This window comes from Ruminococcus sp. RTP21359st1_H3_RTP21359_211015 (genome assembly GCF_040909065.1).
Taxonomy (GTDB): Bacteria; Bacillota; Clostridia; order Oscillospirales; family Ruminococcaceae; genus Hominimerdicola; species Hominimerdicola aceti.
This window is the reverse complement of the sequence record NZ_JBDGDD010000025.1, coordinates 1-25804: the sequence shown is the minus strand read 5'-3', so window position 1 is coordinate 25804 and position 25804 is coordinate 1. Positions and strand designations below refer to the sequence as shown.

Genomic DNA, 25804 nt, shown 5'->3' with positions numbered 1-25804 from the left:
AAAGAACTTTTCTTTTTCTCTTTCATAACATGGTTATTTAAACTTGTCAAGTTTTTTTCTTAAAGCAGCTCAAAATCTTGTAATAATATCATTTTCATGATATAATTTTATCATATGAATAAACGACAGGAAATGATAAAATGAAAAACATAAACAAAACGATCGCCTTTGCAAAAAAAGAAACCGTACTGATAGTGGCAATGCTCTTAGCCGTTATATCTGCATTTTTCGTCACACCTGACAAAGCATATGCAAGTTATATCGACTTCCGAACACTTGGACTTCTGTTCTCTCTTATGACAGTGACCGAGGGCTGCAAAGGTCTTGGCATTTTTGAACGCAGTGCAAAATTTATCATAAGCAAAGTCAATACCGCATTTCAGCTTTCCATAGTGCTTGTGGGGCTTTGCTTCTTTTCAAGTATGTTCATAACAAATGACGTTTCACTTCTGACCTTTGTTCCCCTCACTCTCACCGCCCTCTCAACTCTCGGTGAATCAGGCAGCAAGCTTCTCATACCCATTGTCGTTCTGCAGACCATTGCCGCAAATCTTGGCAGTATGCTCACGCCTATAGGCAATCCCCAGAATCTATACCTTTTTGGTGTATCAGATATGAAGCTGGAAGATTTTCTTGTACTTATGCTTCCCTTTACTATTGTTGCAGGAGCGATGCTTTTTCTGTGGACGCTTGCATTGTGTAAAAAGTCAGGAAAACTGTCTGTCAAGACAGATATAACTGCTGAAAACTTCGATACATATTCGACTAAAGACAAGACAAAGCTTTCAGGATACGTCCTGCTTTTTGTCCTTTGCCTGCTTACAGTTGCAAGGCTTATCCCATGGCAGATAACAGCCCTCTGCGCACTTGCTTTCTCTGCCATTGCTGACAGAAACGTTCTTAAAACAGTTGATTACTCACTGCTTCTTACATTCTGCGGATTTTTCATCTTTATCGGAAATATGGGCAGAGTAGAGATTTTCCGCAGTGTACTCAGCAGCATAATAAACGGTCACGAGCTTTTTATTGCCGTTGCCGCAAGTCAGATAATAAGCAACGTTCCATGCGCTATACTCCTTTCAGGCTTCACCAACAAGCTGAACGCACTTATAATAGGAACGAACATAGGCGGCCTTGGCACTCTTATCGCCTCCATGGCAAGCCTTATATCCTACAAGCAGATATGCCGCAGCCACCCCCATATCAAAGGCAGATATTTCGCATATTTCACAGCCGCAAACATCGCTTTTCTCGCTGTAATGGCTCTGACTGTAAAGATCGCATACTGAAATAAGTTTTCTATACCCTGCCCACTTTATCTGCATAACATTTTCGCTAAATGCCCACACTATCAGCAGGAGGTGTTTTTATGCTTGAATTTTTTGCAGGAACGCTGGTAGGCGGTTTTGTGGGCGTTGTGACAATGTGCCTTTGTATCACCGCAGGCGAAAGCGACCGTCATGATGAACGATGATGTTTTACACAGGTAAACTTCGTGATTTTCACCAAAAAAGCTGCCGCAAAATTTCCCTTTGCGGTGGCTTTTTTTATGCCTGTCCGTATTGACAAATACTCCGCTTTGTACTATAATAGTATCATTGTACTTTAGCAAGTAAAAACGCAAAAGCATAAAAGCTTTAAAGCGACACATGAAGTAAAAGGAGTGTATTGGATTGACAGCAAGGTGGATAGTATTGGTATTATACCTTGCACTTATGATAGGCATAGGTGTTTATTACCGCAGAAAATCGGCAAGCGTCAATGATTTTGTACTGGGAGGACGAGGTCTTGGAGCATGGTTCACAGCCTTTGCATACGGAACTTCATACTTCTCGGCAGTAATTTTTGTAGGCTACGCAGGAAAATTCGGCTGGAATTACGGTGTGGCTTCCACATGGGTAGGAATTGGAAACGCCGTCATAGGCTCATGGCTTGCATGGAAAGTTTTGGGCAGACGTACAAGGATAATGTCAAAGCATCTTGAGGCAAAGACCATGCCTGAGTATTTTGAAAAGAGATACAACAGCAAGCCTTTGAAGATAGTTTCGGCACTTATCGTGTTCGTATTCCTTATCCCTTATACGGCTTCGGTCTACAACGGCTTGTCAAGACTTTTTGAGAAGGGCTTTGGTATTCCTTACAAATATTGTATAATCGGCATGGCAGTTTTCACTGCGGTGTATGTTATCATGGGCGGCTACAAGGCTACAGCACTGAACGATTTTATTCAGGGAATAGTAATGCTTGTAGGCATTGCGGCGGTAGTTCTTGCAGTGCTTGGCGAAAACGGTGGCCTTGGAAATTCTCTTGACCTGCTTGGTGATATTCCTGACGCAAATGGCGACAAGGGTGCATATTCGTCACTATTCGGCCCTGACCCTATAAACCTTGCAGGCGTTGTTATTCTTACATCTCTCGGCACATGGGGACTTCCGCAAATGGTGCAGAAATTCTATGCAATAAAAGACGACAAGGCTATCAAGACAGGAACTATAGTATCCACATTCTTTGCAGTAGTGGTAGCAGGCGGCTGTTACTTCCTTGGTGGCTTCGGCAGACTTTTTGTCAAGAGCGCTGACGGACTTCCAGAGGGCGGTTTTGACGGAATAGTTCCGACTATGATGGAAAAGCTTCCTTCACTGCTTTTCGGACTTGTTATCGTTCTTGTGCTTTCGGCTTCAATGTCAACACTTTCATCGCTTGTGCTTACATCAAGCTCCACTTTGACGATCGACCTTATCAAGCCTATAATGAAAGAAAAAATGGACGAGAAAAAACAGCTTATCACAATGAGAATTTTCATTGCCGTATTTCTTATCATCTCAGTTGTGCTTGCAATAATCACTCTTGAAAATCCACAGACAGTAATTTCAACTCTCATGTCTATCTCATGGGGCGCACTTGCAGGAGCATTTCTTGCGCCGTTTATGTACGGACTTTTCTGGAAGGGCGTAACAAAGGCGGCCTGCATGGCAAGCTTTATCGCAGGAGTAGGCATAACAGTAATACACATGGCATACTACACCCTTGCAGGACACACAGGAACACTTTGGGGCATAAACCTTGCCTCGCCTATCAACGCAGGCGCATTTGCAATGCTTTTCGGACTTGTTCTTGTACCTATCGTTAGCCTTATCACAAGGCAGAGCGACGCTGACAAGGCTCATGCTGAAAAGGTGTTCGAGTGCTATAATGACAGCGAAATATGATTTCACATCGCTTACATAATTGAAACGCAGACAGGGACGGACTTTGTTCGTTCCTGTTTTTTTGTGCGGATAATGCAAATGATATAGTGAGCGAAACGACAAAACAAGCGGGCGAACGGTGTTCGCCCCTACGATTTTGTTGCCGTGGGTTTTAGCCTTTTTTATTCAATTTTCAAGTTGCATTCGGAGTATGACACTGGGTATTATGCCCTAGGTTTTGTATACACAAAATATCACAATGCACGCCCACGTCCTGATACAAGTACTCTACAGCCTGTTCCAGAATCTCTCATCGTATTCACTAAGTCACAGGGCTTGTACGTGCCCGCAAGTATCTAAGACGCCTTCTACTTATCCCTGAAAAATGCTCTTTTTGTTGCATAAAAAATGCAACAATTAATGGATTATTGCCAAATTAAATCATAAATCATTTGTTTGCACAAATTGACCACATGAATTTTGTATAATATCCACTGTAGGGGCGAACAGTGTTCGCCCGTTTTCCTACCTGAACTAACTTTGGGGGGTACACATTATTAATGTGTATACAGACAGCAAAAAGTTCCATAAAACACCGTTCAACACCTGAACGCATTTTATGGAACTCTTTTCAGATTATAAATTTCTTCGCCTTGTTTACAATACAGCGGTCGTTTTCGTAAGACAGGACCTGTCCTGCCCTGCCTATCTCGACCCAGCGTATGTCTGCGATCTCCTCTTCCTGAGGAGTGTAGTCGGTGTTCTTTGCTTTGCCGATAAAGTAGACAACGATCTTCTGCGTGTCCTTCCTTGGTGAATAGGACACTATCTCCCGAAACGTGGTATCAAGATTTACGTCTATCCCCGTTTCCTCCATGATCTCACGCTTGGCAGTTTCTTCCTCTGTTTCATCGCCTTCAACGTGACCCTTTGGGAATGACCAATGACCGCTGTTGATATGCTTTATCAGCAGTATCTCGGTGTTGCCGTGATACTTTCTGTAAACGATAGCACCGCAGGATTTTTCATGCAGCATCATTTTTCCTTTCCGGAGCTTAGCCCCAATATTTACTCATTGATTTAATTATATCACAACAGCCCTCATTTGTCTATACCCTTTAATAAATATACTCCCATTTTGTGCATATTCCACAAATCAGGTAAAATAAAAAAAGCCGTGCAAAAGCACAGCTTTTTGAAACAGTCAAAGATTATTCCTCAACCTTGTTCTCGATATACTTAACAATATCGCCAACAGTCTTGATGTTCTCGACCTCTTCATCAGGGATCTCTACATCAAAGCTCTCCTCGATGCTCATTACAAGGTCAACTACGTCCAGTGAGTCAGCGCCGAGATCCTCTGTGATAGAAGCCTCCATAGTTACTGCGTCCTCTTCAACATCGAGCTGCTCTACGATAATGTCCTTGATCTTATCAAATACCATTACTTTACCTCCATTCTGTACTTTACTGGGTCTGCCGCTCAGCGCAGCATTTATGTCAGCCGCCGCCGCTCATAAGTCGGCAAATCATTCGGCATGATCATCAAAAAAACTCATTCCTGCGAACTTTCCTCAAACTCGCCCACAGTTCTAAACTTATTATAACGCCCCTCAAGCAATTCGTCAAGACCTTTTTGCAATTTTCTTTTCAAAGCTCCCTCAATATAGTCAGAGATATTCTCCGCAGTGAGCTGTGGGTCGTTATGTGCGCCGCCGTCGGCTTCGGAAATTATATGGTCGCACACGCCAAGTCTTGTAAGATCCTCGGCGGTTATCTTCATTATATCGCAGGCTTCACGCTCCCTTGTGGAATCCTTCCACAGGATACTTGCAAAGCCTCTCGGTGATATTACCGAATAGATAGCGTTTTCAAGCATTGCAAGCTCATCGCACACTGCAAGAGCCAGCGCTCCTCCCGAGCCGCCTTCTCCGAGTATTATGGAGATAACAGGAGTCTTGAGGGTCATGAACTCCATGATGTTTTTGGCTATCGCTTCGCCCTGACCACGCTTCTCAGCTTCTACGCCGCAGAATGCGCCTGCTGTATCTACAAGGCATATAACAGGTCTATGGAACTTCTCAGCCTGCCTTGCAAGCCTGAGAGCCTTTCTATAGCCCTCAGGGTGGGGCATACCGAAATTGCACTTCTGATTTTCTGCAAGATCTCTGCCCTTTACCTCTGCGATAACTGTAACAGGTATGCCCTTAAAATAGGCTATGCCGCCCATAACAGCACCGTCATCACCAAAAAGTCTGTCTCCGTGCATCTCAAAGAAATCGTCGAATATAAGAGGGATATAGTCCTTGGCAGTAGGTCTGCCCTTGTGTCTGATTATATCAAGTCTTTGACAAGCTGTCAGCTCACTCATTTGAGGACACCTCCTTTGCTGGCTTATGAAGTCTGAGTATATGAGCGAGAACTCTTCTCATTTTCTTTCGCTCAACTATCATATCAACAAAGCCGTTTTCAAGCATGAACTCGGCAGACTGGAAATCGTCAGGGAGTTTCTGCTTGATAGTACCCTCTATAACACGTCTGCCTGCAAATCCGATAAGCACCTTTGGCTCAGCGATTATGATATCGCCCAGTGACGCAAAGGAAGCTGTTACTCCGCCTGTGGTAGGGTCTGTCATAACTGCGATATAAAGCAGACCTGCTTGATTATGTCTAGCCACAGCACCGCTTGTTTTCGCCATTTGCATAAGGGAAACTATACCCTCCTGCATTCTTGCTCCGCCTGAAGCTGTGAATGCGATAACAGGGAGCTTATTTGCGGTGGCGTATTCGATAGCTCGTGTTATCTTTTCGCCCACAACGCTGCCCATGGAAGCCATAATATAGTTGGAATCCATAACGATTATAACTATCTTCTCGCCTCTTATGGCAGCCTTTCCTGTGATAACGGCGTCTTTAAGACCGGTCTTTTCTCTCAAAGCCTGCTGTTTTGCTTCATAGTCAGGGAAATCTATAGGATTTTTTGATACCATATCCTTATCAAATTCCTCAAAGCTACCCTTATCTATGGTGATATCAAGACGTTCTTTTGCGGTAAGTCTTGAATGATAGTTACAGTGAGGACAAACCTTGCCGTTTGCCTGAAACTCCTCCATAAAAGTGACGTTTCTGCATCTTGGACACTTGAAAAGCAGACCCTTTGGGATATCGGTCTTTTTCTTGTCATCGTCCGCCTTATCGCCGTTAAATCTTACTTTAACGACAGAAAACAGATCTTCAAGCATTATTCCTTACTCCTCTCATCTGCCAAAATGTCGGTACGGTTAAGAAAACCGTTATCGTAATTGCCCTCTAAAAACTCCGGGCGTCTTATAAGCTTGAGCTGGAAATCAACATTGGTTGCAACACCGTCCACGATAAACTCAGACAGCGCCCATGTCATTTTTGCAATAGCTTCTTCTCTATTCTTACCGTGAACGATGAGCTTGCCTATCATGGAATCGTAATAAGGCGGTATCTCATAGCCCTGATAAACTGCGGTATCTACTCTTATTCCAGGACCTCCGGGGATAAAGAGCGACTTTATCCTGCCCGGTGACGGTCTGAAATCAAGAAGCGGATTTTCCGCATTTATACGGCACTCTATTGCATGACCTGTCAGCTTTATATCCTCCTGCTTTATAGACAATCTCTGTCCTGATGCGATAAGGAGCTGTTGCTTTACAAGGTCAACGCCTGTGACGGCCTCTGTGATAGGGTGTTCCACCTGTATACGGGTGTTCATTTCCATGAAATAGAACTCGCCGTTTTTATCCACGAGGAACTCAATAGTGCCTGCGTTCCTATAGCCGCAGACCTTAGCGGCTGTACAAGCGGCTTTGCCCATTTTCGCACGAAGCTCCTCATTCATAAAGCTTGCAGGGGAAGGGGCTTCCTCGAGGACTTTCTGATTTCTTCTCTGCATGGAGCAGTCACGCTCGCCCAGATAGATAACGTCGCCGTAATTATCCGCAAGTATCTGTATCTCGATATGCTTAGGGTCTTCTATGAATTTCTCGATATAGATCTCGTCATTGCCGAAGCAGGCAAGAGCTTCCTGCTTTGCGGCGGTCATCTGCGCTTCAAGCTCGTCGTCGGAGTGAACGATCCTTATGCCACGTCCTCCGCCGCCTGCTGAAGCCTTTACCATAACAGGGTAGCCAAGATCTCTTGCAAGGGTATGCGCCGCATGGATATTGGAGATAGCGCCGTCTGAACCCATTATAACAGGCACGCCTGCTTCTTTCATTGTTTCCTTTGCCTGCGCTTTATCGCCAAGCATTTCAATAGACTCGGCTCTTGGTCCTATGAAAGTTATGCCGCACTTTTCGCACATTCTCGCAAAGGACGGATTTTCAGACAGAAAGCCAAAGCCCGGGTGGATAGCGTCTGCACCTGTTATCTCGCAGGCGGAGATTATCGCCCTGACATTAAGATAACTGTCCTTGCTTGGTGCAGGACCTATGCAAACTGCCTCGTCTGCTATCTGAGCGTGGAGAGCGTTTCTGTCGGCGGTTGAATATACCGCAACAGTATGTATGCCAAGCTCTCGGCAGGCTCTTATAATGCGGACAGCGATCTCGCCTCTGTTCGCTATCAATACTTTTTTGAACATATTATGCCTCACTAATTATGACTAGAATAAGAGATACCTTACTTTATCGCAAAAGTTATCTCAGCGGAAACAGCCTTCTTGCCGTTTACAGAAGCAAGTGCCTTTCCAACACCGATAGGACCCTTGACTTTGATTATCTCCACCTCGATATCCAGCTTATCACCAGGCACTACCTGCTGACGGAACTTACAGTTGTTTATGCCGCCGAACAGACCTATCTTGCCCTTGTTCTCAGGAAGTGAAAGCAGTGCAACTGCACCTGCCTGCGCACACATCTCTACCATAAGTACACCCGGAGTAACAGGATAGTTCGGAAAATGTCCCTTGAACCAAAAGTCCTCAGCCTTTATATACTTTGTAGCCTTTACACGCTTGCCCACTTCAAGCTCGTTTACCTCGTCGATAAGCAGAAAAGGGTCACGGTGAGGGATTATTTCCATGATCTGCTCTTTATTCAAAACAACTGCCATTGTCTTTCCTCCAAATCAGTTTAGTCAAGTATCATTATGGTCTGATCGAACTCAACAGCGTCGCCGCTGTTTACGCATATCTCTCTTACCACGCCGTCAAATTCGCTCTGTACTTCGCTCATTACCTTCATGGACTCGATAATGAAGATAGTGTCGCCCTTCTTTATCTTGTCGCCAACGCTTACGAACGGCTTTGAATCAGGTGACGGAGCGGCATAGAATGTTCCCACGATAGGGGCTTTAACTGCCTTGCCGCCTGTTACCGGCGCTGATGTTGCCGACGCTTCTGGTGTTGTCTGGGCAGCAGGTGAAGCTGTGCCTACAGCCATTGGCATAGGCATTCCCATTGGTGCAGGAGGAGGGCATTTCTTACCCTTTACTGTTATCACCTTGTCGCCGTCAGCTATTGTTATCTCACCGAGGTCTTTATTCTTCACGATATCGGCAAGCTTCTCTATTGTTTCAAGGTCAAACTGACCATAAATTTTTTCGCTCATATCAGTTTCTCCTTATCAGTCGCACTTCTTGATACAGATAGTAGCGTTATGTCCGCCAAAGCCCAGAGAGTTTGAAAGTGCTGCATAGACAGGCATTTCTCTGTTGCCCTCAACGCAGTAGTCAAGGTCGCACTCAGGGTCAGGAGTGGTGTAGTTTATCGTCTTATGAACAAAGTCGTTCTGTACAGAAAGTGCAGTAACGATAGCTTCCATGCCGCCTGCCGCACCAAGAAGGTGACCTGTCATAGACTTTGTGGAGTTTATGACCGTCTTTCTTGCGGCTTCTTCGCCAAGAGCAAGCTTGATAGCTGTTGTTTCATACTTATCGTTAAGACCTGTTGATGTGCCGTGAGCGTTGATGTAGTTCACCTGCTCAGGCTTCAGACCTGCTTCTTCATAGGCATACTTCATTGCATGAGCGGCAGCCTCACCTGTTGGTGATGGGCTTGTCATGTGATAAGCGTCGCCTGTTGCGCCATAGCCTGCTATTTCAGCTATGATATTTGCACCTCTTGCTTTAGCGTGCTCATACTCCTCAAGGCAAAGTATGCCTGCACCCTCGCCAAGGACAAAGCCCTGTCTGTTCAGGTCGAATGGAGTTGAAGCCTTGTCAAGCTCTGTTGCCTTTGAGAGAGCCTTCATATTGTTGAAGCCGCTGAGTGCGAAATGAGAGATACAAGCCTCTGAGCCACCGCAAAGGCAAACGTCAAGATAGCCGTCCTTTATTTTTCTGAAAGCTTCGCCGATAGCGTGAGTACCTGAAGCGCAAGCTGTGGTGGTACAGAAATTATCGCCCTTAAAGCCTGTATGCATTGCAACAGTACCAGCCGCCATATTGCCTATCATCATAGGGATAAAGAAAACTGATACCTTATCAGGCTTTTCGTTGAACTTTGTTACTTCCTTTTCGGTCATGTTAAGACCGCCGATACCAACACCGATTATAACGCCTGCTTTGAAAGGATCAACGTCCTTGAAATCAGAGCCGGCCATTTTAAGAGCCTGCTTTGCAGAGCAAACAGCGAACTGAGTAAATCTATCCATTCTCTTTGCTTCTTTTTTATCTATATACTCAGTGCAGTCAAAATCCTTGACAGCGCCGACTATCTTTACAGGAAAATTTTCGGTATCAAACTGGTCAACATAAGACAGGCCGTTCTTGTTAGCCTTGATATTAGCCCAAAATTCCTCTACGTTCTTGCCAAGAGGGTTTACTGTACCCATACCTGTGATAACAACTCTTCTCATTTAAACACTCCTTAGTATCATTTAAAACATATCAAATCTACATTCCGTAAAACAAATCTACATGACGTAAGATGCCCGTCACGGCGAGTGACTACATCATAAGTCCGCCGCTTATTTCTATTACCTGTCCTGTAACGTAGCTTGCGTCCTTGGAAGCAAGGAAGGATACAACGCCTGCTATCTCGTCAACTTCGCCGTAACGCTTCATTGCTATCTGATTTATCATAGCCTGCTTCTGAGCGTCTGTGAGCTTGTCTGTCATAGGGGTCTTGATAAATCCAGGGGCAACTGCATTGCAGGTGATACCTCTTGAGCCAAGCTCCTTTGCAACTGTCTTTGTCATGCCGACGATAGCCGCCTTTGTTGCGGAATAATTTATCTGTCCAGGGTTGCCGTAAAGTCCTGCAACGGAAGCAAGATTTATTATCTTGCCTGACTTCTGTCGCATCATAACGCTGCCCACAAATTTTGACATATTGAACACGCTCTTCTGGTTTACAGCAACTACCATATCGTACTGCTCCTCGCTCATACGAGCCATAAGACCGTCACGAGTGATTCCTGCGTTGTTTACGAGAACGTCGATAGTGCCGAAACGAGCCTTTACTGCTTTGACTGTTTCCTCTACCTGTGCATAGCTTGAAACGTCGCAGATGAACTTTTCACACTCTACGCCCTCTGCCTTTATCTTATCCATTATATCGTTATCTTCAAACATTGCCTCAGAGATGTCGTTGAGAGCAATATTATAGCCGTCCTTTGCAAGTCTGAGTGCTATTGCTGCACCTATTCCTCTTGCAGAACCTGTTATCAATGCTGTTGCCATTTTATCTTCCTCCGTCTTTTACTTGCCGAGAAGCTTTTCTGCTTCTGTGAACATTTCCTCTATCATATCCTTTGCAGGCTCGACCTTCTTTACCATGCCTGCGATAGCTCCGCAGAGGAAAGAACCCTCCTCAAGGTTGCCGTCCTGAACGGCTTTTCTCAGTGAACCGAGGGTTATCTCTTCAAACTCCTCAGGTGTGATAGTGCCGTTTGCTTCGCCGCTTGCAAGCTTCTTTGAGAACTTTGTCTTAACGTTTCTGCATGGGTGACCTGTATATCTGCCTGTTACGATACTGTCTGTATCCTTAGCCTTTACAACAAGCTCCTTATAAACAGGGTTTATCTGACACTCCTCTGCGGCAAGGAAACGTGTGCCGAGCTGTACGCCCTCTGCGCCAAGCATGAATGAAGCGGCTATTCCTCTGCCGTCTGCTATTCCGCCTGCGGCGATAACAGGTATCTCAACTGCGTCAACTACCTGTGGTACAAGACACATCGTTGTGTTCTCACCGATATGTCCGCCTGACTCTGTTCCCTCTGCAATAACAGCGTCAGCGCCTGCTCTTTCCATTCTCTTTGCAAGAGCAACTGACGGAACGACAGGTATCACCTTTATGCCTGCTTCTTTCCAAGCAGCCATATACTTGCCTGGGTTGCCTGCACCTGTTGTTACGACAGGTACGCCCTCGTCTATAACGAGCTGAGCGAGGTCGTCGGCATTAGGGCTCATGAGCATGATATTAACACCGAAAGGCTTGCCGTTTACAGCCGCCTTTGTCTGTCTTATCTGATCTCTCAGGTAGTCGATAGGTGCAGAGCCGCCTGCGATTATGCCAAGTCCGCCTGCGTTTGAAACTGCGGAAGCGAGAGTATGCTCAGCTATCCAAGCCATACCGCCCTGAAAGATAGGGTATTTTATACCCAAAAGTTCAGTTATTCTTGTCTTTGTAGTAGTCATAGTAGTTCTCCTTATTGTCAAAAGCAAATTTTATGCCATAATACATAATAACAATTTATTATGTACCGAATATAAACTGTATATTGATCATCAATACTCGAAAACAGCCGCACCATAAGTAAGTCCACCGCCGAAGCCTACTAGACAAACCTTGTCGCCTCTTTTTATCCTGCCTTCTGCAACTGCGTCGCAAAATGCGATAGGGATAGATGCGGAAGATGTATTTCCATAGCGGTCGATATATACCGGGAACTTGTCCATTGAAACGCCAAGGTGCTTTGCGGCAGTTTCTATTATTCTTATATTTGCCTGATGCGGCACTATCCAATCAAGGTCATCAGGGGAAATTTCTATCTTTGCACAAGCCTGCTCAACTGCATTTGGAAGTGCCTTTGTAGCAAACTTATAGACCTCTTTGCCGTCCTGCTTGAAGAAATAATCCTTTGTTTCAGGCATATCCATATCAAATTCCTCGCTATTAGTTCTGAAAGCGTTCTCAGACTTCAAAGCACGGGAAGCAAGATACTTTGCACCGTTTCCGTCTGCGCCAAGGAAACTTGAATATGTAGTATCCTCTGCTGTTTCAAGGACGAAAGCGGCTGCGCCGTCACCGAAAAGCACGCAGGAAGAACGGTCGGTATAGTCAACGAATTTTGAAAGCTCCTCAGAGGCCACCAAAAGAACGGTCTTTATTCCGTCGCCTGTCTGGAGATATCTCTTTGCAGTATCAAAGCCGTAAACAAAGCCTGCACAAGCAGCGTTAAGGTCAAATGCGATACAGCCTATCGCGCCTATCTCTCTCTGGATAAGGCAGGAAAGTGACGGAGTGAAATAATCCCCTGTTACTGTTGTGGCAATAATAAGGTCGATATCCTCTGCCTTTACTCCTGCGTCAGCCATTGCAGCCTTTGCCGCCATTGCTCCAAGATAGTATGTAGGCTCGCCATTTGTGATGTGTCTTTGCTTGATGCCTGTTCTCTGAGTTATCCACTCGTCGCTTGTTTCAACGATCTTTGTGAAATCCTCGTTTGTTGCGACCATTTCAGGCACATATTTGCCTATGCCCTTGATCTTTACGCCTGTTACTTTACTTCCCACTGATTTTTCCTCCTGAAAATTCTATATTATATATTGTATATTTCCGCAATTTGTGCTATAATGTTCTTGTTCCTATGGAGCAAGTCAAAATACATTATATCAAAATATAATTAGTTAATTTTTTAACTATATAACACATATCATAACATTATAATTATAAACTGTTTTTTTAGATACGTCAATAACAAATTATGAACAACTCTTGATGAATTTAAACATTTAGAGAATTTTTCACAAGTTTTAGGGCGTTAGTTAATATTATGTGTCTATTTTTGAAAATATCTTGCAAAAATTAAATCATAAAACAATAATTGAGCGTAGATAACTTTCAGAAATTTACATATATGAGATAAGGCGGCTTTGATATTATCAGGCGGCTATGTATAAATTTAACCACAAAGGAGTAAAATTTTATGTCAAAAAATATTTTTTTGTTTTCAGGTCAGGGCTCACAGTATGTAGGAATGGCTAAGGAGCTTTGCGAAAAGTATGATGCTGCAAATGCGGTTTTCGACACAGCGGAAAAGGTGCTGGGATATGACCTGAGAGCGGTAACATTTGACGGCCCTGACTCTGAGCTTAACAAGACAGTGAACTCACAGCCTGCTATAATGGCTTGCTCGCTTGCCGCTTTTGAGGCCGCAAAGGCTGAGGGCATCACATTTGACGGCGTAGCAGGTCACTCACTGGGCGAATATGCTGCTATGGTAGCCGCAGGTGTTGTGACGATAGAGGACGGCTTCAAGCTCATCAAGGCGAGAGCGGCTGCAATGCAGAAAGCCGCAGAGGCTAACAGTGGCTCAATGTATGCTATAATCGGTCTGCCTGCTGAAGAGGTCGAGAAGATATGCGAGGAAACAGAGGGATATGTTGTTCCTGTAAACTACAACTCAGCCGTTCAGACAGTTATCGCTGGTGATACTGCGGCTTGCGAGGCGGCTGCGGCAAAGTTTTCGGAGATGAAGAAAAAGGCTATAAAGCTCAATGTTGCGTCTGCTTTCCACTCAAAGCTCATGCAGAGTGCGGCTGATGAATTTATTGAAACTGCAAAGACAGTTGAGTTCAAGACTGCAAACGTTGATTTCTACTCAAACGTTCTTGGAACAAAGCTTGAAGACTTTTCTGCTATGCCTGATATGCTTGCCAAGCACATCGTTTCACCAGTTAAGTTCACTTCTGAGCTTGCAGAAATGGAAAAGGCAGGCTATGAGAACTTTATCGAGCTTGGCCCTAACAAGGTGCTTACGGGTCTTGTAAAGAAAACTCTCAAGGGCAAGAACGCTGTGAACATTGAGAACAATTCCACAATGGAAAAGGCTCTTGCTTCTCTGAGCTAAAATATCGAGGGGAGAAAAATGAAAAAGGCTATGAAAAGGGCTTTGCTGTTGGCATTGGCGGTGGCAATGCTTGTTTGTCTGAGTGCCTGTGGAAAATGTGCGTGGAAGATAAAGATAAACGGCAAGGATATACAGATACCATGCACTCTGGACGATATTGGCGAGGAATATGAATACACGCTGGATTATCCTTTTTCGGGAAACTCAAACGGCAAGGGGATATTCTCGGTGGCGCTTACGCAGGACGGCAGTATAATAGGCACTGTTAAGGTAGAAGCGGACAATGTTGACAATATTGACAGGAAGTCGAAGATACGTCAGATAAGTGCGGCGCAAAGCAGTTCCGATAAAAAAGGAATGAGCATTGCAGGGGTAAAATGCGGTGATGACAAGACGGAAGTCAAAAAAGTTTTCGGCGAGCCTGACAGTCCTGACGCAGACGCATGGAAATACAAGAAAAGGGGCTTTTTGGCGACTTTCTTTTTTGATGATGACGGCAAGGTGACAATGCTGAGCATATCAGACATTGATGATGAAGATACCTGATAAAAGGCGGTGTATAAAATGAAACGCAATGACTACATATCATGGGACGAATATTTTATGGGCATTTCACTGCTATCTGCACAGAGGAGCAAGGATTCTCACACGCAGGTAGGGGCGTGCATAGTTTCTCAGGACAACAAGATATTGTCAGTAGGCTACAACGGTATGCCTACCGGGTGTTCTGATGATGAGATGCCGTGGGACAGGAACGGAGAGTTTCTTGACACGAAATATCCATTTGTGTGTCATGCCGAGCTTAACGCCATTCTCAACCATGCGGCAGGAAGCTTACAGAATGCCAAGATATATGTTTCACTTTTTCCATGCAACGAATGTGCAAAGGCTATCATTCAAAGCGGCATAAAGGAAGTCGTTTACTGGGAGGACAAATACGCCGACACTGACGGAGTTAAGGCTTCTAAGAAAATGTTTGAGCTGACGGGGGTAAAGATACGCAGGTATGTGCCTACTAACCGTGAGATAACTATAAGGCTGTAAAAGGCAATTATCCTGCCGAAACAGTTTCAGGCGACAATGCGGGCGAACACTGTTCGCCCCTACTGTACATTGTGCGGTTATTAAGGTTTGTGCAATAAATTGCAAGTTGCCCCTACAGATATACATTATGATATACAGAAATTTTTTATAAGAAGGAATGTAAAATGTCAAGAAAATACGCTATACTTGGAGAAACGCTTAAACACACTATGTCGCCTCCTATTCACGCTAGGCTTTTTGAGCTGAAAGGACGTGAGTACGAGTACGAGATACTGGAGGTAAAGCCTGAGGAGCTTAAAGACAAGGCGGAGTATCTTAATTCTCTTAACGGCTACAACATCACTATTCCCCACAAGATAGGCATTATCGACTACACTGATGAGCTTGACCAGTCGGCAAAGCGTTATCACTCTGTAAACTGCGTTGACAACAAAAACGGCAGGCACGTTGGTTACAACACTGACTGCGACGGCTTTCTCAGAACTGTTCGTGCAATGAATATCGACTTCACAGGAAAGATACTGCTTATAGGCTGCGGCGGAGTAGGCAGAATGATGGCAATTGAGGCGGCTCTTGCCGGGGCTGACCTTTATATTGCGGTACTGGAGAGCGATATGCCTTTGGCTAAGCAGGTAGAGAAAGAGATAAAGGCTATGAAGTCTGATGCTAGGATAACTATTGTTCTAAACACTGAGATACCGACCGACGTTCACTACGAGCTGCTTATGAACGCTTGCCCTGTGGGAATGTATCCTAAGACAAACGCCTGCCCTGTTCCTGATGAAGTAATCGAGGCGAGCGGTGCGGTATTTGACGTTATATACAACCCTCGTGAGACTTTGCTCATGCAGAAAGCCAAGGCTATGGGCAAGAACGCTGTCGGAGGCATGGCAATGCTGGTTTGGCAGGCGGTTTCCGCTCATGAGATATGGGACGGTGACGAATACACAGACGAGGAAGTTCAGTCTATCATAGACGAAATGGAGATCGCTGTGGAGAAGGATTTTAAGTAACTTGCGATACTGACATATGAAAATGTCAAAAACAAGGCTTATCGAGTAAAAACACTGTGCGCTAGGAGAAACGGGCGAACGCTGTTCGCCCCTACATGAAACACGGTGTTTGCTTGATTGCAGAGATGACAGACAAACAGTGACAGCGGGCGACCAGAGGTCGCCCCTACATTAGTTTGGCAAAATACATTATAATACATTATAATAAGGATAGTAACTATGAAACCAATATTTTTGTGCGGCTTTATGGGCTGCGGAAAATCTACTGTGGGAAAGATCTTGGCGAAAAAAATGGGCTGTCAGTGCGTTGACCTTGACAAGTATATCGAAAATACGGCAGGAATGAGCATATCTGAAATATTCGACAAATACGGTGAGGAGCATTTCAGGAAGCTTGAAACCGAGGCTCTTGCAGCATTTGCTGACATTGGCGGCGTTGTTGCAACAGGTGGCGGAGCGTTGCTTTCGGAGGAGAACGGCAAGGTGGCTAAAAGATCGGGCATGGTGGTCTTTATCGACACATATTTCAACACCTGCTACGGACGCATAAAAAACGACCCTAACAGACCTATCGCTTACAACTCCACCAGAGAACAGCTTTTAGAGCGGTTTGATTATCGAAGGCCTTTATATCTTGCCCACTCACACTATGTCATAAGCGGTGGTTATCCGCCTATCGTCATCGCTTCTAAGATACAAAAGCTTTACAAGAGATTTGATTTCGGGCAGGGCTGATTTAGCTCTTTCCTGCAGGCTCGACCTTCATGCCCACTGTTTTCGAGCTTATCGCAAACCATGGGAGCCTTAAGCTTATGCCCGTTTATCTTGCATTTTTCTTCATACTTCTGCTTGTGATGATATCAAAAACGGAAAAGCTTTGTCATAATAAATAGTACGGCTTGTGCAAACAGTACCAAATTATTTGTATCTTGGATAATCAAAAATAGCTATTTATAACGAATAATCCAAAAAGTCTGCAAGCACTGATAAAAAATGTTGAAAATCCTTCCGACATGTTGTATACTTATGGTATGAAAGCGTTATATTAAACTGCCATATGACAGAAGGGAGCTGCAAATGGACATACAGAAAACCGTGCTTGTCGTTGACGACAGCACAACGAACCGATCTATACTTTGCGACATACTACATTCTGACTATACTGTGATCCAAGCAGAAAATGGCATACAGGCTCTTACAAAGCTAAAAAGACAGGATAAAAAAGTTGACGCTATAATACTGGATATCATAATGCCCGAAATGGACGGATATGAGTTCATGAATAAAATAAAGCAGGATAAAACCTTATCTCAGATACCTGTTATTATTCTAACAGAAAAATCAGACAGAGACACTGAAAAGAAGGTGCTTGAAAGCGGTGCGTGGGACTTTGTTCCAAAGCCTTATGACGCTGATATTATAAAGCTAAGGCTCAAAAACGTTATCGCAAGAAGTCAGGTATCGTTGCTCAAAGAGCTTAATAACGTTATGAACTACGACCCTCTTACGGAGATATATTCAAAGAATAAATTTTTCAGTGCATCAAAGGCACTTCTTAAGGATAATCCTGACAAGCAGTTCGCTTTTCTAAGACTAGATATCGACCGTTTCAAGCTTATAAATTCATTTTTCGGCACTGCGTATGGAGACAGACTGCTAAAGCATGTTGCAAAACGTATAAGAGATTTTGCAAAAACAACGGAATGCTGTACCTTCGGTAGGATAGACGCTGACGTTTTCGGTATCTTCACCCCTTATCAGGGCAAGAAAGAAACAGTAAAGCAGATAGAGCAGGCTGTTGAAAACATGAAAAAACTGTCCGCAAGCTATAACATCATGATCGTTTACGGCGTTTATGTGGTGACTGACAGAAGCCTGCCAATATCCTTCATGTGCGACCGTGCCGCTCTTGCCGCTAAAACTGTAAAAGGGCATTATATGAAAAGCTATGCTTTTTATGATGACAAAATGCGGCTTTCTATTGAAAATGAGCAGAATATAATAAATGAAATGAGCGACGCTCTTGAAAATAATGAGTTCGTACCTTACTATCAGCCTAAATACGACGTAAAGACAAACAAGCCTGTGGGTGCGGAGGCTCTTGCAAGGTGGATACACCCTACCAAGGGATTTATCTCACCTGGTGTGTTTATCCCGATATTTGAGAAGAACGGCTTTATCTCAAAGCTTGATTTCTACATATGGGAATGCGTATGCAAACAGCTCAAGGAATGGAAAGACAGCGGAGTTCCGCTCTTCCCTGTTTCTGTAAACGTTTCAAGGGTAAACCTTTACAACCCTAATCTTTCAAAAATAATAATCGAACTTACGAAAAAGTATGACGTTGAGCCTAAGTATTTCAACATCGAGATAACGGAAAGCGTTTATACTGACGACAATGTAATGATAGATGATATCACTAGCCAGCTCAGAAATAATGGCTTTACTATCCTTATGGACGATTTTGGCAGTGGCTATTCTTCCCTGAACGTACTCAAAGATGTTCAGGTGGATATGCTAAAAATGGACATGATGTTCATGTTCAAGGCAAAGTATGACGGCCGTGCAGAAACTATAATTTCTTCTGTTATCAGAATGGCCAAATGGCTCAATATCCCCGTTATCGCAGAGGGCGTTGACAGAGCGGAGCAGGTAGAATTTCTGAAAAGCGTAGGCTGTGACTACATTCAGGGTTTCTATTATTCAAAGCCTTTGCCTGCGGCAGACTATGAAAAGCTTATCTCAGATCAGGAGGAACAGCCTGTGCCTGAGAACGGGACGTCAGTAAACGACCTGCTGTGGGGCAAGAGCGGAGGACTGCTGGCATATATCGACAGCATCGACCAGCCTGCTACGATATATGAATGTTTTCCGGACGGCACAGTGGTAATGGTATGTTCAAACAAGGCGTTTTCACAAAAATACGGCTATGACAGCAGTGTGTACGGCAAACTCAATGTTATGAACTGCATTGACAGCGAATGCAAAGAGAAATTCACAAGCTCTGTAAACAAGGCAATAGAGAGCAAGGACAGAGCAGAATGTGTTCTCAGTATGCACGAGATAAACGGCAGGAAGCACTGGTTCAAGACGCATTTACGATTTGTCAGCGAAACAGGTGTAAGCTCTGTGCTTATAGCGTATTTCACGGACGTGACCGACATGGTGCTGACGGATAAACGCATAAACGAATATAAGAACTATATCCAAGATGAAATAGACCGAAAGCACAAGATCCTTATCGTCAGCAACAACAGCGACACATGCTCTCAGCTCGAAGAGATACTCTCTCAGGAAAATACTGTTTTCACTGCAGAAACCATTCAGGGAGGAAAAAAGGTTCTTCTCAACGAGGATATCGACCTTATTTATTTTGACATACAGCTTATTTCCAAGGACGACGAATTTCCTCTTGACATTGATGAGAGAAGACTCCCCGTTATTGCTATAACTCAGGCTCATAGCGTACTTAAAGGCATGACAAAATTGAAGAACAGAGTTTCAGACTTTGTTATGAAGCCGTATATAGATGAGCTGGTACGTCTGAGAACGAACAATCTTTTAAAGATCAATATTTCAGGCAGTGCAAACGAAAAATATTTTAGCCGAACGAAATGATCTGAAAAAGTCCTCTGCGATAAGCGGGGACTTTTTTTTCTCTTATTAAGCTATCAGCTTTATTGACAAAATATACACTATCTGATATTATATAGGTATGAATGCTGAAAGCGAGGGAGAAAAAATGTATCTTGACAAGTGGCGTGTGGCAATAAGAAATTTGAAAAATTCGCTTTTTTCATATCCAAACACGGCTCAAAGCTGTTTCCCTGACCCTATCACGGACGACACAGTGTTTTACTGCGTTCAAGGTCTTGTATATGGCAGTCAAAAGTTCCCTGACGGAAAATTCATACGCAGTTCTCCTGTGACCTCGGTATACTCCGAGGACGGAAAGCTTTTTGCCAAAACAATAAACAACGTTTATGAGCTTAAAACGCCAAGCGATTATTTTGACTGCGATATCGCTGAAAATGCCGCACAAAAAACAGGAAGCAGTGAGCTTGCTGAAACAGCTAAAATGCAGAGAGAAAAGCTCACGGCACAGCTTGATAAATTTTTCACGATCTGCCAGAGGCTTTGTGATAATGAACAGGCTGACGTTGCAAATGAGTTACCTGAAGATACTCTTGTTATATGCTATTACGGCACTGACCCACATGGAAACAAGATGTTCTACAAAAATGAAGATATGGTAGTGCCTGTTTTTGCATATGTGACCGTTGGGCTGGTCATTGATTCTGTGGGGCTTGCGGAAAGCGAGGAAAAGCTGGATTTATGGGATACGCTGGGGAGATATTATATTGACAGCGAGCTTATGGAGTTTTATGACTGTGACACGAAAAACCTTATTTTCTGCAATTTGACGAACTCTCCTATATATGTCACAATTTACGAAAGCTCCGCTGCTATGCTCTGTATGCCAAACACGGCTAAGATAGCTTCAAGAAAAGTAAAAGAAAAATAATGCTTTTATCCGTCTGAGATCTCAGGCGGATTTTTTTATTGCACAATATAGAAAAGAACGTTGAAAATTAATAGAATGTTAAACTTTTAACGTGCCATAGCAATTGAATATTCGTCAAAAGTGTAGTATAATTTTTTATATAGTTGCTTTTTGATGTAAAATAATATATTTAACTATTTTTTGTATCGTGAGGAAAAGATCATGGAAATTTTAAAACAGCGTATTCTTAAAGACGGAGTAGTAAAGGAAGGAAACGTTCTCAAAGTCGATAAATTCCTTAACCACCAAATGGACGTCAAGCTTTTCAACGATATCGGTGAGGAGTTTGCAAAGAGATTTGCAGGAACAGGCGTAAACAAGATACTCACTATCGAGTCATCCGGTATCGGCATTGCCTGCATTGCGGCACAGCATTTTAACAACTGCCCTGTTATTTTTGCAAAGAAAACTCTCAGCAAAAATCTTGACGGCGAAATGTTCGTTACTCAAGTAAAGTCCTACACAAAGGGCGTTACATATGACGTAATGGTATCTGAAAAATATCTCGGCAAGGGTGACAAGGTGCTTATTATAGACGATTTTCTTGCTAACGGCTGTGCTCTTATGGGGCTTATAGATATCGTAAAGCAGTCCGGGGCTGAGCTTGCGGGAGCAGGTATCGTTATCGAAAAGGGCTTCCAGGTTGGCGGAAAGACTATCCGTGACATGGGCGTAAAGCTCGAATCTCTTGCTATCGTTGACTCTATGGACAACGGCACTATCACTTTCAGGGACTAACGCACAAGGCGTTACCAATAAATATTTTATGGAGGAAGATCAAACATGAAGGTAAGACGTATTCTTGCGCTCGTTCTTTCTGCGGCACTTGCTGTAACAGCTCTTACAGCTTGTACATCTGCTAAGGACGAAGCATCACAGAAGTCGGCTGACAATCAGACGGCAACTCTCAGCTATGACACTGTAAAGATCGGTGTTATACACATCGGCAACCCTGCCGACGGTTCAGGCTACACATATGCTCACGATCAGGGTATCGTTGGTATGCAGAAGGAGCTTGGACTTAAAGACGATCAGATCGTAAGAAAAAACAACGTATCAGACAGCGACCCTGCTGCTACAGAAACAGCTATCCGTGAGTGCATCGAGGAAGGCTGCAACATCATCTTCGGCACAAGCTGGGGCTATATGGACAAAATGGAATCCCTCGCTGAGGAATATCCTGACGTTTATTTCTGCCACGGTACAGGCTACAAGAACAACGGCAAGAACCTTAACAACTACTTCGGAAGAATTTATCAGGCAAGATATCTCACCGGTATCGTTGCAGGTATGAAGACAGAGTCAAATCTTATCGGTTACGTTTCCGCTATGGGCAGCGAGAACTCTGAGTGCACAGGCGGTATCGACGCTTTTGCAATGGGCGTTTATTCTGTAAATCCTGACGCTAAGGTTTATGTAAAGGTAACAAACAGCTGGTATTCACCAACAGAGGAAACAAACGCTGCAAAGGCTCTTCTTTCTGAGGGCTGCGACGTTATCGCTCAGCACTGCGACACACCTAACCCACAGCTCGAGGCTGAAAGCGCAGGCAAGTGGGGCGTAGGCTACAACACAGATATGTCTAAGGACGCTCCTAAGGCTACACTTACTTCAACTCTTTGGAACTGGTCTGCATACTACACATATCAGGTAAAGCAGATCGTAGATGGCAACTGGAAGTGTGAGAACTACTATGGCGGCATGGCTGACGGTCTTGTAGACATCGCTCCTCTGAACAAGGATCTCTGCACAGAGGATATGCAGAAGGCTGTTGACGAGGCTAAGGCTAAGCTTGAGGACGGCTCATTCAACGTATTTGACGGCGTTATCGAAACAAACGACGGCAAAACAGTTGGCGAAGAGGGCAAAACTCTTGACGACGCTACTATCACAGGCGGAATCAACTGGTACTTCAAGAACGTTGAGGTCAAGTAATAAGGCTTAACAGCTTAACAAAACATTTATACGGGCGGTGCAGGTTGCCGCCTGTTTTGTTAATGATATGAGCATACGGCAGCAGGTAATCCTGCTGTCGGTTTCTGATGACATTAGCAAATCTAAGGAAGTTCATAAAAAGGAGCTGAAAGTATGAGTGAAGAAATATCTGCTGAGATCGCTGTAAAATGCAGCGGTATAACAAAAGTTTTCGGCAGCGTGGTTGCAAACGACGGCATTGATCTTGAAGTAAAATACGGTGAGATACTTGCACTGCTGGGCGAAAACGGATCAGGAAAGACCACGTTGATGAATATGCTTTCGGGTATCTATCACCCTGACAAGGGCAATATCTACATTGCCGGCAAGCCTGAGGCGATAAATTCACCTATGGATTCTATCGAACTTGGCATAGGCATGATACATCAGCACTTCAAGCTTGTGGAGGTGTTCTCCGCCGCAGACAACATTGTGGCAGGCACAAAGGGCAAGCTTAAGAGCAAGGGCGCTGTAAGAGATGAGATAAAAAAGATATCTGAACAGCTTGGTCTTGAAGTTGACCCTGACAAAAAGGTATACAATATGTCCGTCAGTGAAAAGCAGACAGTTGAGATACTGAAGGTGCTTTACAGGGGTGCTAAAATACTTATTCTTGACGAGCCTACGGCGGTTCTTACTCCGCAGGAAACTGAAAAGCTTTTCAATATCCTGAGAAAAATGAAAGCTCAGGGCTGTGCTATCATTATCATCACCCACAAGCTGGGCGAGGTAATGGATATATCTGACAGAGTGACCATACTGCGAAAGGGCAAGAGCGTTGAAACTGTAAACACAGCAGAGAGCAGTGAAAAGCAGCTCACTGAGCTTATGGTGGGCAAGGCGGTGGAGCTTTCAATAGAAAGACCTGAACCTGTGAACGTAAAGCCGATACTTAACGTAGTCGATCTGACGGTAAAGAACTCTGAGGGAAGCATTGCTCTCGATGACGTAAGCTTTGTTATAAACAGGGGCGAGATACTTGGTGTGGCAGGCATTGCAGGAAGCGGTCAGAAAGAGCTTTGCGAGACTATCGCAGGACTTCAGAAGATAGAAAAGGGCGCAGTGCTTTACAACAAGGAGAACATCATAGGCAAGACACCTAAGGAGATAATAAATCTCGGCATAAGCATGAGCTTTATCCCTGAGGACAGACTTGGAATGGGTCTTATCGCTTCGGTGGGTATGACGGACAATATGCTTCTTAAAACATACAAGCAGGGCAAGCTTTGCTTTGTGGACAGAAAGCCTGCTAAGGCGCTTTCAAAGGAGCTTATAGAAAAGCTTGAAATAAAAACTCCGTCAACGGAGCTTCCTGTAAGAATGCTCTCGGGCGGAAACGTTCAGAAGGTCCTGCTTGGACGAGAGATACACAGTGAGCCTGACCTGCTCATAACCGCATATCCTGTTCGTGGACTTGACATCAACTCATCATATCTTATATACTCGCTTCTTAACGAGCAGAAGAAAAAGAACACGGCTGTGCTTTTCATAGGCGAGGACCTTGACGTTCTTCTGGAGCTTTGCGACAGGATAATGGTGCTTTGTCACGGCAAGATAACAGGTATTTGTGATGCAAAGACGGTCACAAAGGAACAGGTGGGCATGATGATGACAGGCTCGACAATGGAGGAGGTGCTGGGCATTGGCTGATATTATAAAAAAAGAGCCTCTTATAAGAATAGCCAAGCGTGCTGAACGCTCAAACAAGCAAAAGCTTATCATAAGGCTTCTGTCGGTGCTTCTGGCTATTTGTGCAGGCGGAATATTCATTCTTATTCTTGGCAAAGATCCGTTTTCTTACTATGCGAAAATGGTAAAGGGTGCTTTTATCGGCAAGAACGCCGCAAGCCCTTTTATGCCGTTCAAAGAGACCATAAAGATAATGATACCGCTTCTTATATCTTCTCTTGGCATTACGCTTGCGTTTAAGATGAAGTTTTGGAATATCGGTGCAGAGGGTCAGATAATAATGGGCGGAGTTTTCGCTTCATACTTTGCTCTTTATCATTACGATATGCCTCACTATCTGCTTTTCATTGTAATGTTCGTTGCGGCGATGATAGGCGGAGGACTGTACGGCATTATCCCTGCATTTTTCAAGGCAAAATTCGACACAAACGAAACTTTGCTCACCCTTATGCTCAACTATATCGCACTTTACGTTATAGATTGGCTCACAAAGGGCGCATGGCAGGATCCTGAGTCAAAGGGATATCCTAAGATAGCAAGATTTGACCTTAACGCATGGCTTGACTCGCTGGGCGGTGTGCAGATAGGCTGGTTGATAGGTCTGGTGCTTGTGGTATTGGTATTTATCTATCTTAAATACACAAAGCAGGGCTACGAGATAACTGTAGTATCAGACAGCCACGCAACTGCAAGATATGCAGGCATGAGCCCTAGCAAGATAATGATAAGAACGATGTTTTTGAGCGGTGCTATCTGCGGTATCGCAGGAATGGTGCAGGCTTGCGGAACAGAACACACACTTTCAACATCTGTTGCAGGCGGAGTAGGCTTCACGGCTATCATAGTTGCATGGCTTGCAAACCTCAATCCATTCGGCATACTTGTGGTGTCATTCTTATTCGCAGTCCTTGAAAAGGGCAGCACTGTGGTATCGTCTGAATTTGTTCTTTCACCTTACTGCTCGGACGTTTTGCAGGGAATAATCCTGTTCTTCGTGCTTGGCTGTGAGTTCTTCATCAGATACAGATTTGTAACAAGAGGAGGCAGGAAAAATGACTAGACTTATTTCATTCCTTGCCCATGCGGTATATATGGGTACTCCTCTGCTTTTCGGCACAGTAGGAGAGATACAAAACGAAAAGGCGGGACACCTTAACCTTGGCGTTGAGGGAACAATGGCAATGGGCGCTTGTGCAGGCTTTATGGTAGCATACAAGACAGGAAGCCTTTGGCTTTCCATACTTGCGGCATTTCTTATGGGTGCGCTTGTTTCCCTTATCTATGCTT

25 protein-coding genes and 1 pseudogene are annotated in these 25804 nt (G+C 44.2%); 15 read left to right on the top strand and 11 right to left on the bottom strand.

Annotated elements, in window-relative coordinates:
• Positions 1-140: 140 nt before the first annotated feature.
• The 3 genes from AB5Z01_RS10550 to AB5Z01_RS10540 all read left to right on the top strand — a co-directional run bounded on the left by AB5Z01_RS10550 (position 141) and on the right by AB5Z01_RS10540 (position 3209).
• Positions 141-1289, top strand: coding sequence for an SLC13 family permease (locus tag AB5Z01_RS10550; RefSeq protein WP_195221577.1), 1149 nt, complete (start codon positions 141-143; stop codon positions 1287-1289).
• An 80-nt stretch (positions 1290-1369) separates the two neighbouring features.
• Entirely contained in the window at positions 1370-1474 is a 105-nt protein-coding gene (locus tag AB5Z01_RS10545; RefSeq protein ID WP_022288118.1) for a DUF3789 domain-containing protein, read from the top strand.
• Between the two features lie 241 nt (positions 1475-1715).
• Positions 1716-3209, top strand: a complete 1494-nt coding sequence (locus tag AB5Z01_RS10540; protein ID WP_287215140.1) for a sodium:solute symporter — start codon at positions 1716-1718, stop codon at positions 3207-3209.
• Positions 3210-3819: 610 nt separating this feature from the next.
• Here AB5Z01_RS10540 and AB5Z01_RS10535 read toward each other — a convergent pair.
• The 11 genes from AB5Z01_RS10535 to AB5Z01_RS10485 form a co-directional block, all read right to left on the bottom strand.
• A complete protein-coding gene (locus tag AB5Z01_RS10535; RefSeq protein ID WP_117863409.1) occupies positions 3820-4224 on the bottom strand; it encodes a bis(5'-nucleosyl)-tetraphosphatase in 405 nt (134 codons plus the stop codon).
• Between the two features lie 175 nt (positions 4225-4399).
• A complete protein-coding gene (acpP, locus tag AB5Z01_RS10530; protein WP_038672418.1) occupies positions 4400-4633 on the bottom strand; it encodes an acyl carrier protein in 234 nt (77 codons plus the stop codon).
• A gap of 110 nt (positions 4634-4743) precedes the next feature.
• Positions 4744-5559, bottom strand: a complete 816-nt coding sequence (locus AB5Z01_RS10525) for an acetyl-CoA carboxylase carboxyltransferase subunit alpha (RefSeq protein WP_022288122.1) — start codon at positions 5557-5559, stop codon at positions 4744-4746.
• Positions 5552-6430 (bottom strand): acetyl-CoA carboxylase, carboxyltransferase subunit beta, encoded by an 879-nt coding sequence (gene accD / locus AB5Z01_RS10520; protein WP_287215132.1) that lies wholly within the window; start codon positions 6428-6430, stop codon positions 5552-5554. The genes AB5Z01_RS10525 and accD overlap by 8 nt, the downstream gene beginning before the upstream one ends.
• Positions 6430-7800 carry an acetyl-CoA carboxylase biotin carboxylase subunit gene (locus AB5Z01_RS10515; protein ID WP_038672424.1) on the bottom strand — a complete coding sequence of 457 codons (1371 nt, stop codon included), beginning with the start codon at positions 7798-7800 and terminating at the stop codon, positions 6430-6432. The genes accD and AB5Z01_RS10515 overlap by 1 nt, the downstream gene beginning before the upstream one ends.
• Before the next feature lie 38 nt (positions 7801-7838).
• Positions 7839-8270 (bottom strand): 3-hydroxyacyl-ACP dehydratase FabZ, encoded by a 432-nt coding sequence (fabZ, locus tag AB5Z01_RS10510; protein WP_022288125.1) that lies wholly within the window; start codon positions 8268-8270, stop codon positions 7839-7841.
• 20 nt (positions 8271-8290) lie between these two features.
• Positions 8291-8767, bottom strand: a complete 477-nt coding sequence (gene accB, locus AB5Z01_RS10505) for an acetyl-CoA carboxylase biotin carboxyl carrier protein (RefSeq protein WP_287215130.1) — start codon at positions 8765-8767, stop codon at positions 8291-8293.
• A 15-nt stretch (positions 8768-8782) separates the two neighbouring features.
• Positions 8783-10015, bottom strand: a complete 1233-nt coding sequence (gene fabF, locus AB5Z01_RS10500; RefSeq protein ID WP_117891419.1) for a beta-ketoacyl-ACP synthase II — start codon at positions 10013-10015, stop codon at positions 8783-8785.
• Positions 10016-10106: 91 nt separating this feature from the next.
• On the bottom strand, positions 10107-10841 hold the full coding sequence (gene fabG, locus AB5Z01_RS10495) for a 3-oxoacyl-[acyl-carrier-protein] reductase (RefSeq protein WP_038672431.1): 735 nt from the start codon (positions 10839-10841) through the stop codon (positions 10107-10109).
• A gap of 18 nt (positions 10842-10859) precedes the next feature.
• Positions 10860-11798 carry an enoyl-[acyl-carrier-protein] reductase FabK gene (fabK, locus tag AB5Z01_RS10490; RefSeq protein ID WP_022288129.1) on the bottom strand — a complete coding sequence of 313 codons (939 nt, stop codon included), beginning with the start codon at positions 11796-11798 and terminating at the stop codon, positions 10860-10862.
• A 90-nt stretch (positions 11799-11888) separates the two neighbouring features.
• Positions 11889-12896, bottom strand: a complete 1008-nt coding sequence (locus tag AB5Z01_RS10485) for a beta-ketoacyl-ACP synthase III (RefSeq protein WP_038672435.1) — start codon at positions 12894-12896, stop codon at positions 11889-11891.
• Positions 12897-13309: 413 nt separating this feature from the next.
• Here AB5Z01_RS10485 and fabD point away from each other — a divergent pair, with 413 nt between their 5' ends.
• The 12 genes and pseudogenes from fabD to AB5Z01_RS10425 form a co-directional block, all read left to right on the top strand.
• A complete protein-coding gene (gene fabD / locus AB5Z01_RS10480) occupies positions 13310-14233 on the top strand; it encodes an ACP S-malonyltransferase (RefSeq protein WP_287215125.1) in 924 nt (307 codons plus the stop codon).
• Between the two features lie 18 nt (positions 14234-14251).
• On the top strand, positions 14252-14779 hold the full coding sequence (locus tag AB5Z01_RS10475; protein ID WP_117858067.1) for a hypothetical protein: 528 nt from the start codon (positions 14252-14254) through the stop codon (positions 14777-14779).
• A gap of 18 nt (positions 14780-14797) precedes the next feature.
• Positions 14798-15277 (top strand): dCMP deaminase family protein, encoded by a 480-nt coding sequence (locus AB5Z01_RS10470; RefSeq protein ID WP_046439855.1) that lies wholly within the window; start codon positions 14798-14800, stop codon positions 15275-15277.
• Between the two features lie 164 nt (positions 15278-15441).
• The gene (locus AB5Z01_RS10465) at positions 15442-16290 is read left to right on the top strand and encodes a shikimate dehydrogenase (protein WP_287215122.1); all 849 of its coding nucleotides are present in this window, start codon (positions 15442-15444) and stop codon (positions 16288-16290) included.
• A 219-nt stretch (positions 16291-16509) separates the two neighbouring features.
• The gene (locus tag AB5Z01_RS10460; protein ID WP_287215119.1) at positions 16510-17025 is read left to right on the top strand and encodes a shikimate kinase; all 516 of its coding nucleotides are present in this window, start codon (positions 16510-16512) and stop codon (positions 17023-17025) included.
• Between the two features lie 342 nt (positions 17026-17367).
• Complete coding sequence (locus tag AB5Z01_RS10455; RefSeq protein ID WP_332009216.1) at positions 17368-19908, top strand: EAL domain-containing protein; 2541 nt, start codon at positions 17368-17370, stop codon at positions 19906-19908.
• A 124-nt stretch (positions 19909-20032) separates the two neighbouring features.
• On the top strand, positions 20033-20815 hold the full coding sequence (locus AB5Z01_RS10450) for a hypothetical protein (RefSeq protein WP_118160621.1): 783 nt from the start codon (positions 20033-20035) through the stop codon (positions 20813-20815).
• Positions 20816-21016: 201 nt separating this feature from the next.
• Complete coding sequence (locus tag AB5Z01_RS10445; RefSeq protein WP_022288138.1) at positions 21017-21592, top strand: xanthine phosphoribosyltransferase; 576 nt, start codon at positions 21017-21019, stop codon at positions 21590-21592.
• 45 nt (positions 21593-21637) lie between these two features.
• Positions 21638-22789 (top strand): BMP family ABC transporter substrate-binding protein, encoded by a 1152-nt coding sequence (locus AB5Z01_RS10440; RefSeq protein WP_117877001.1) that lies wholly within the window; start codon positions 21638-21640, stop codon positions 22787-22789.
• Positions 22790-22942: 153 nt separating this feature from the next.
• Complete coding sequence (locus AB5Z01_RS10435) at positions 22943-24478, top strand: ABC transporter ATP-binding protein (RefSeq protein WP_242992399.1); 1536 nt, start codon at positions 22943-22945, stop codon at positions 24476-24478.
• Entirely contained in the window at positions 24471-25577 is a 1107-nt protein-coding gene (locus AB5Z01_RS10430) for an ABC transporter permease (RefSeq protein WP_022288141.1), read from the top strand. The genes AB5Z01_RS10435 and AB5Z01_RS10430 overlap by 8 nt, the downstream gene beginning before the upstream one ends.
• A pseudogene (locus AB5Z01_RS10425) lies at positions 25570-25804 on the top strand (ABC transporter permease); the annotation flags it as partial. The gene AB5Z01_RS10430 and the pseudogene AB5Z01_RS10425, both read left to right, overlap by 8 nt.

Bases quoted from the DNA above. Each gene is read 5' to 3' on its own strand.
- fabF (WP_117891419.1), bottom strand. From the start codon at position 10,015: ATGAGAAGAGTTGTTATCACAGGTATGGGTACAGTAAACCCTCTTGGC.
- AB5Z01_RS10540 (WP_287215140.1), top strand. From the start codon at position 1,716: ATGATAGGCATAGGTGTTTATTACCGCAGAAAATCGGCAAGCGTCAAT.
- fabK (WP_022288129.1), bottom strand. From the start codon at position 11,798: ATGACTACTACAAAGACAAGAATAACTGAACTTTTGGGTATAAAATAC.
- AB5Z01_RS10475 (WP_117858067.1), top strand. From the start codon at position 14,252: ATGAAAAAGGCTATGAAAAGGGCTTTGCTGTTGGCATTGGCGGTGGCA.
- AB5Z01_RS10515 (WP_038672424.1), bottom strand. From the start codon at position 7,800: ATGTTCAAAAAAGTATTGATAGCGAACAGAGGCGAGATCGCTGTCCGC.
- fabG (WP_038672431.1), bottom strand. From the start codon at position 10,841: ATGGCAACAGCATTGATAACAGGTTCTGCAAGAGGAATAGGTGCAGCA.
- AB5Z01_RS10545 (WP_022288118.1), top strand. From the start codon at position 1,370: ATGCTTGAATTTTTTGCAGGAACGCTGGTAGGCGGTTTTGTGGGCGTT.
- acpP (WP_038672418.1), bottom strand. From the start codon at position 4,633: ATGGTATTTGATAAGATCAAGGACATTATCGTAGAGCAGCTCGATGTT.
- accD (WP_287215132.1), bottom strand. From the start codon at position 6,430: ATGCTTGAAGATCTGTTTTCTGTCGTTAAAGTAAGATTTAACGGCGAT.
- AB5Z01_RS10550 (WP_195221577.1), top strand. From the start codon at position 141: ATGAAAAACATAAACAAAACGATCGCCTTTGCAAAAAAAGAAACCGTA.
- AB5Z01_RS10470 (WP_046439855.1), top strand. From the start codon at position 14,798: ATGAAACGCAATGACTACATATCATGGGACGAATATTTTATGGGCATT.
- AB5Z01_RS10525 (WP_022288122.1), bottom strand. From the start codon at position 5,559: ATGAGTGAGCTGACAGCTTGTCAAAGACTTGATATAATCAGACACAAG.
- AB5Z01_RS10435 (WP_242992399.1), top strand. From the start codon at position 22,943: ATGAGTGAAGAAATATCTGCTGAGATCGCTGTAAAATGCAGCGGTATA.
- AB5Z01_RS10460 (WP_287215119.1), top strand. From the start codon at position 16,510: ATGAAACCAATATTTTTGTGCGGCTTTATGGGCTGCGGAAAATCTACT.
- AB5Z01_RS10440 (WP_117877001.1), top strand. From the start codon at position 21,638: ATGAAGGTAAGACGTATTCTTGCGCTCGTTCTTTCTGCGGCACTTGCT.
- AB5Z01_RS10445 (WP_022288138.1), top strand. From the start codon at position 21,017: ATGGAAATTTTAAAACAGCGTATTCTTAAAGACGGAGTAGTAAAGGAA.
- fabZ (WP_022288125.1), bottom strand. From the start codon at position 8,270: ATGGCAGTTGTTTTGAATAAAGAGCAGATCATGGAAATAATCCCTCAC.
- AB5Z01_RS10455 (WP_332009216.1), top strand. From the start codon at position 17,368: ATGGACATACAGAAAACCGTGCTTGTCGTTGACGACAGCACAACGAAC.
- accB (WP_287215130.1), bottom strand. From the start codon at position 8,767: ATGAGCGAAAAAATTTATGGTCAGTTTGACCTTGAAACAATAGAGAAG.
- AB5Z01_RS10535 (WP_117863409.1), bottom strand. From the start codon at position 4,224: ATGCTGCATGAAAAATCCTGCGGTGCTATCGTTTACAGAAAGTATCAC.
- AB5Z01_RS10450 (WP_118160621.1), top strand. From the start codon at position 20,033: ATGTATCTTGACAAGTGGCGTGTGGCAATAAGAAATTTGAAAAATTCG.
- fabD (WP_287215125.1), top strand. From the start codon at position 13,310: ATGTCAAAAAATATTTTTTTGTTTTCAGGTCAGGGCTCACAGTATGTA.
- AB5Z01_RS10465 (WP_287215122.1), top strand. From the start codon at position 15,442: ATGTCAAGAAAATACGCTATACTTGGAGAAACGCTTAAACACACTATG.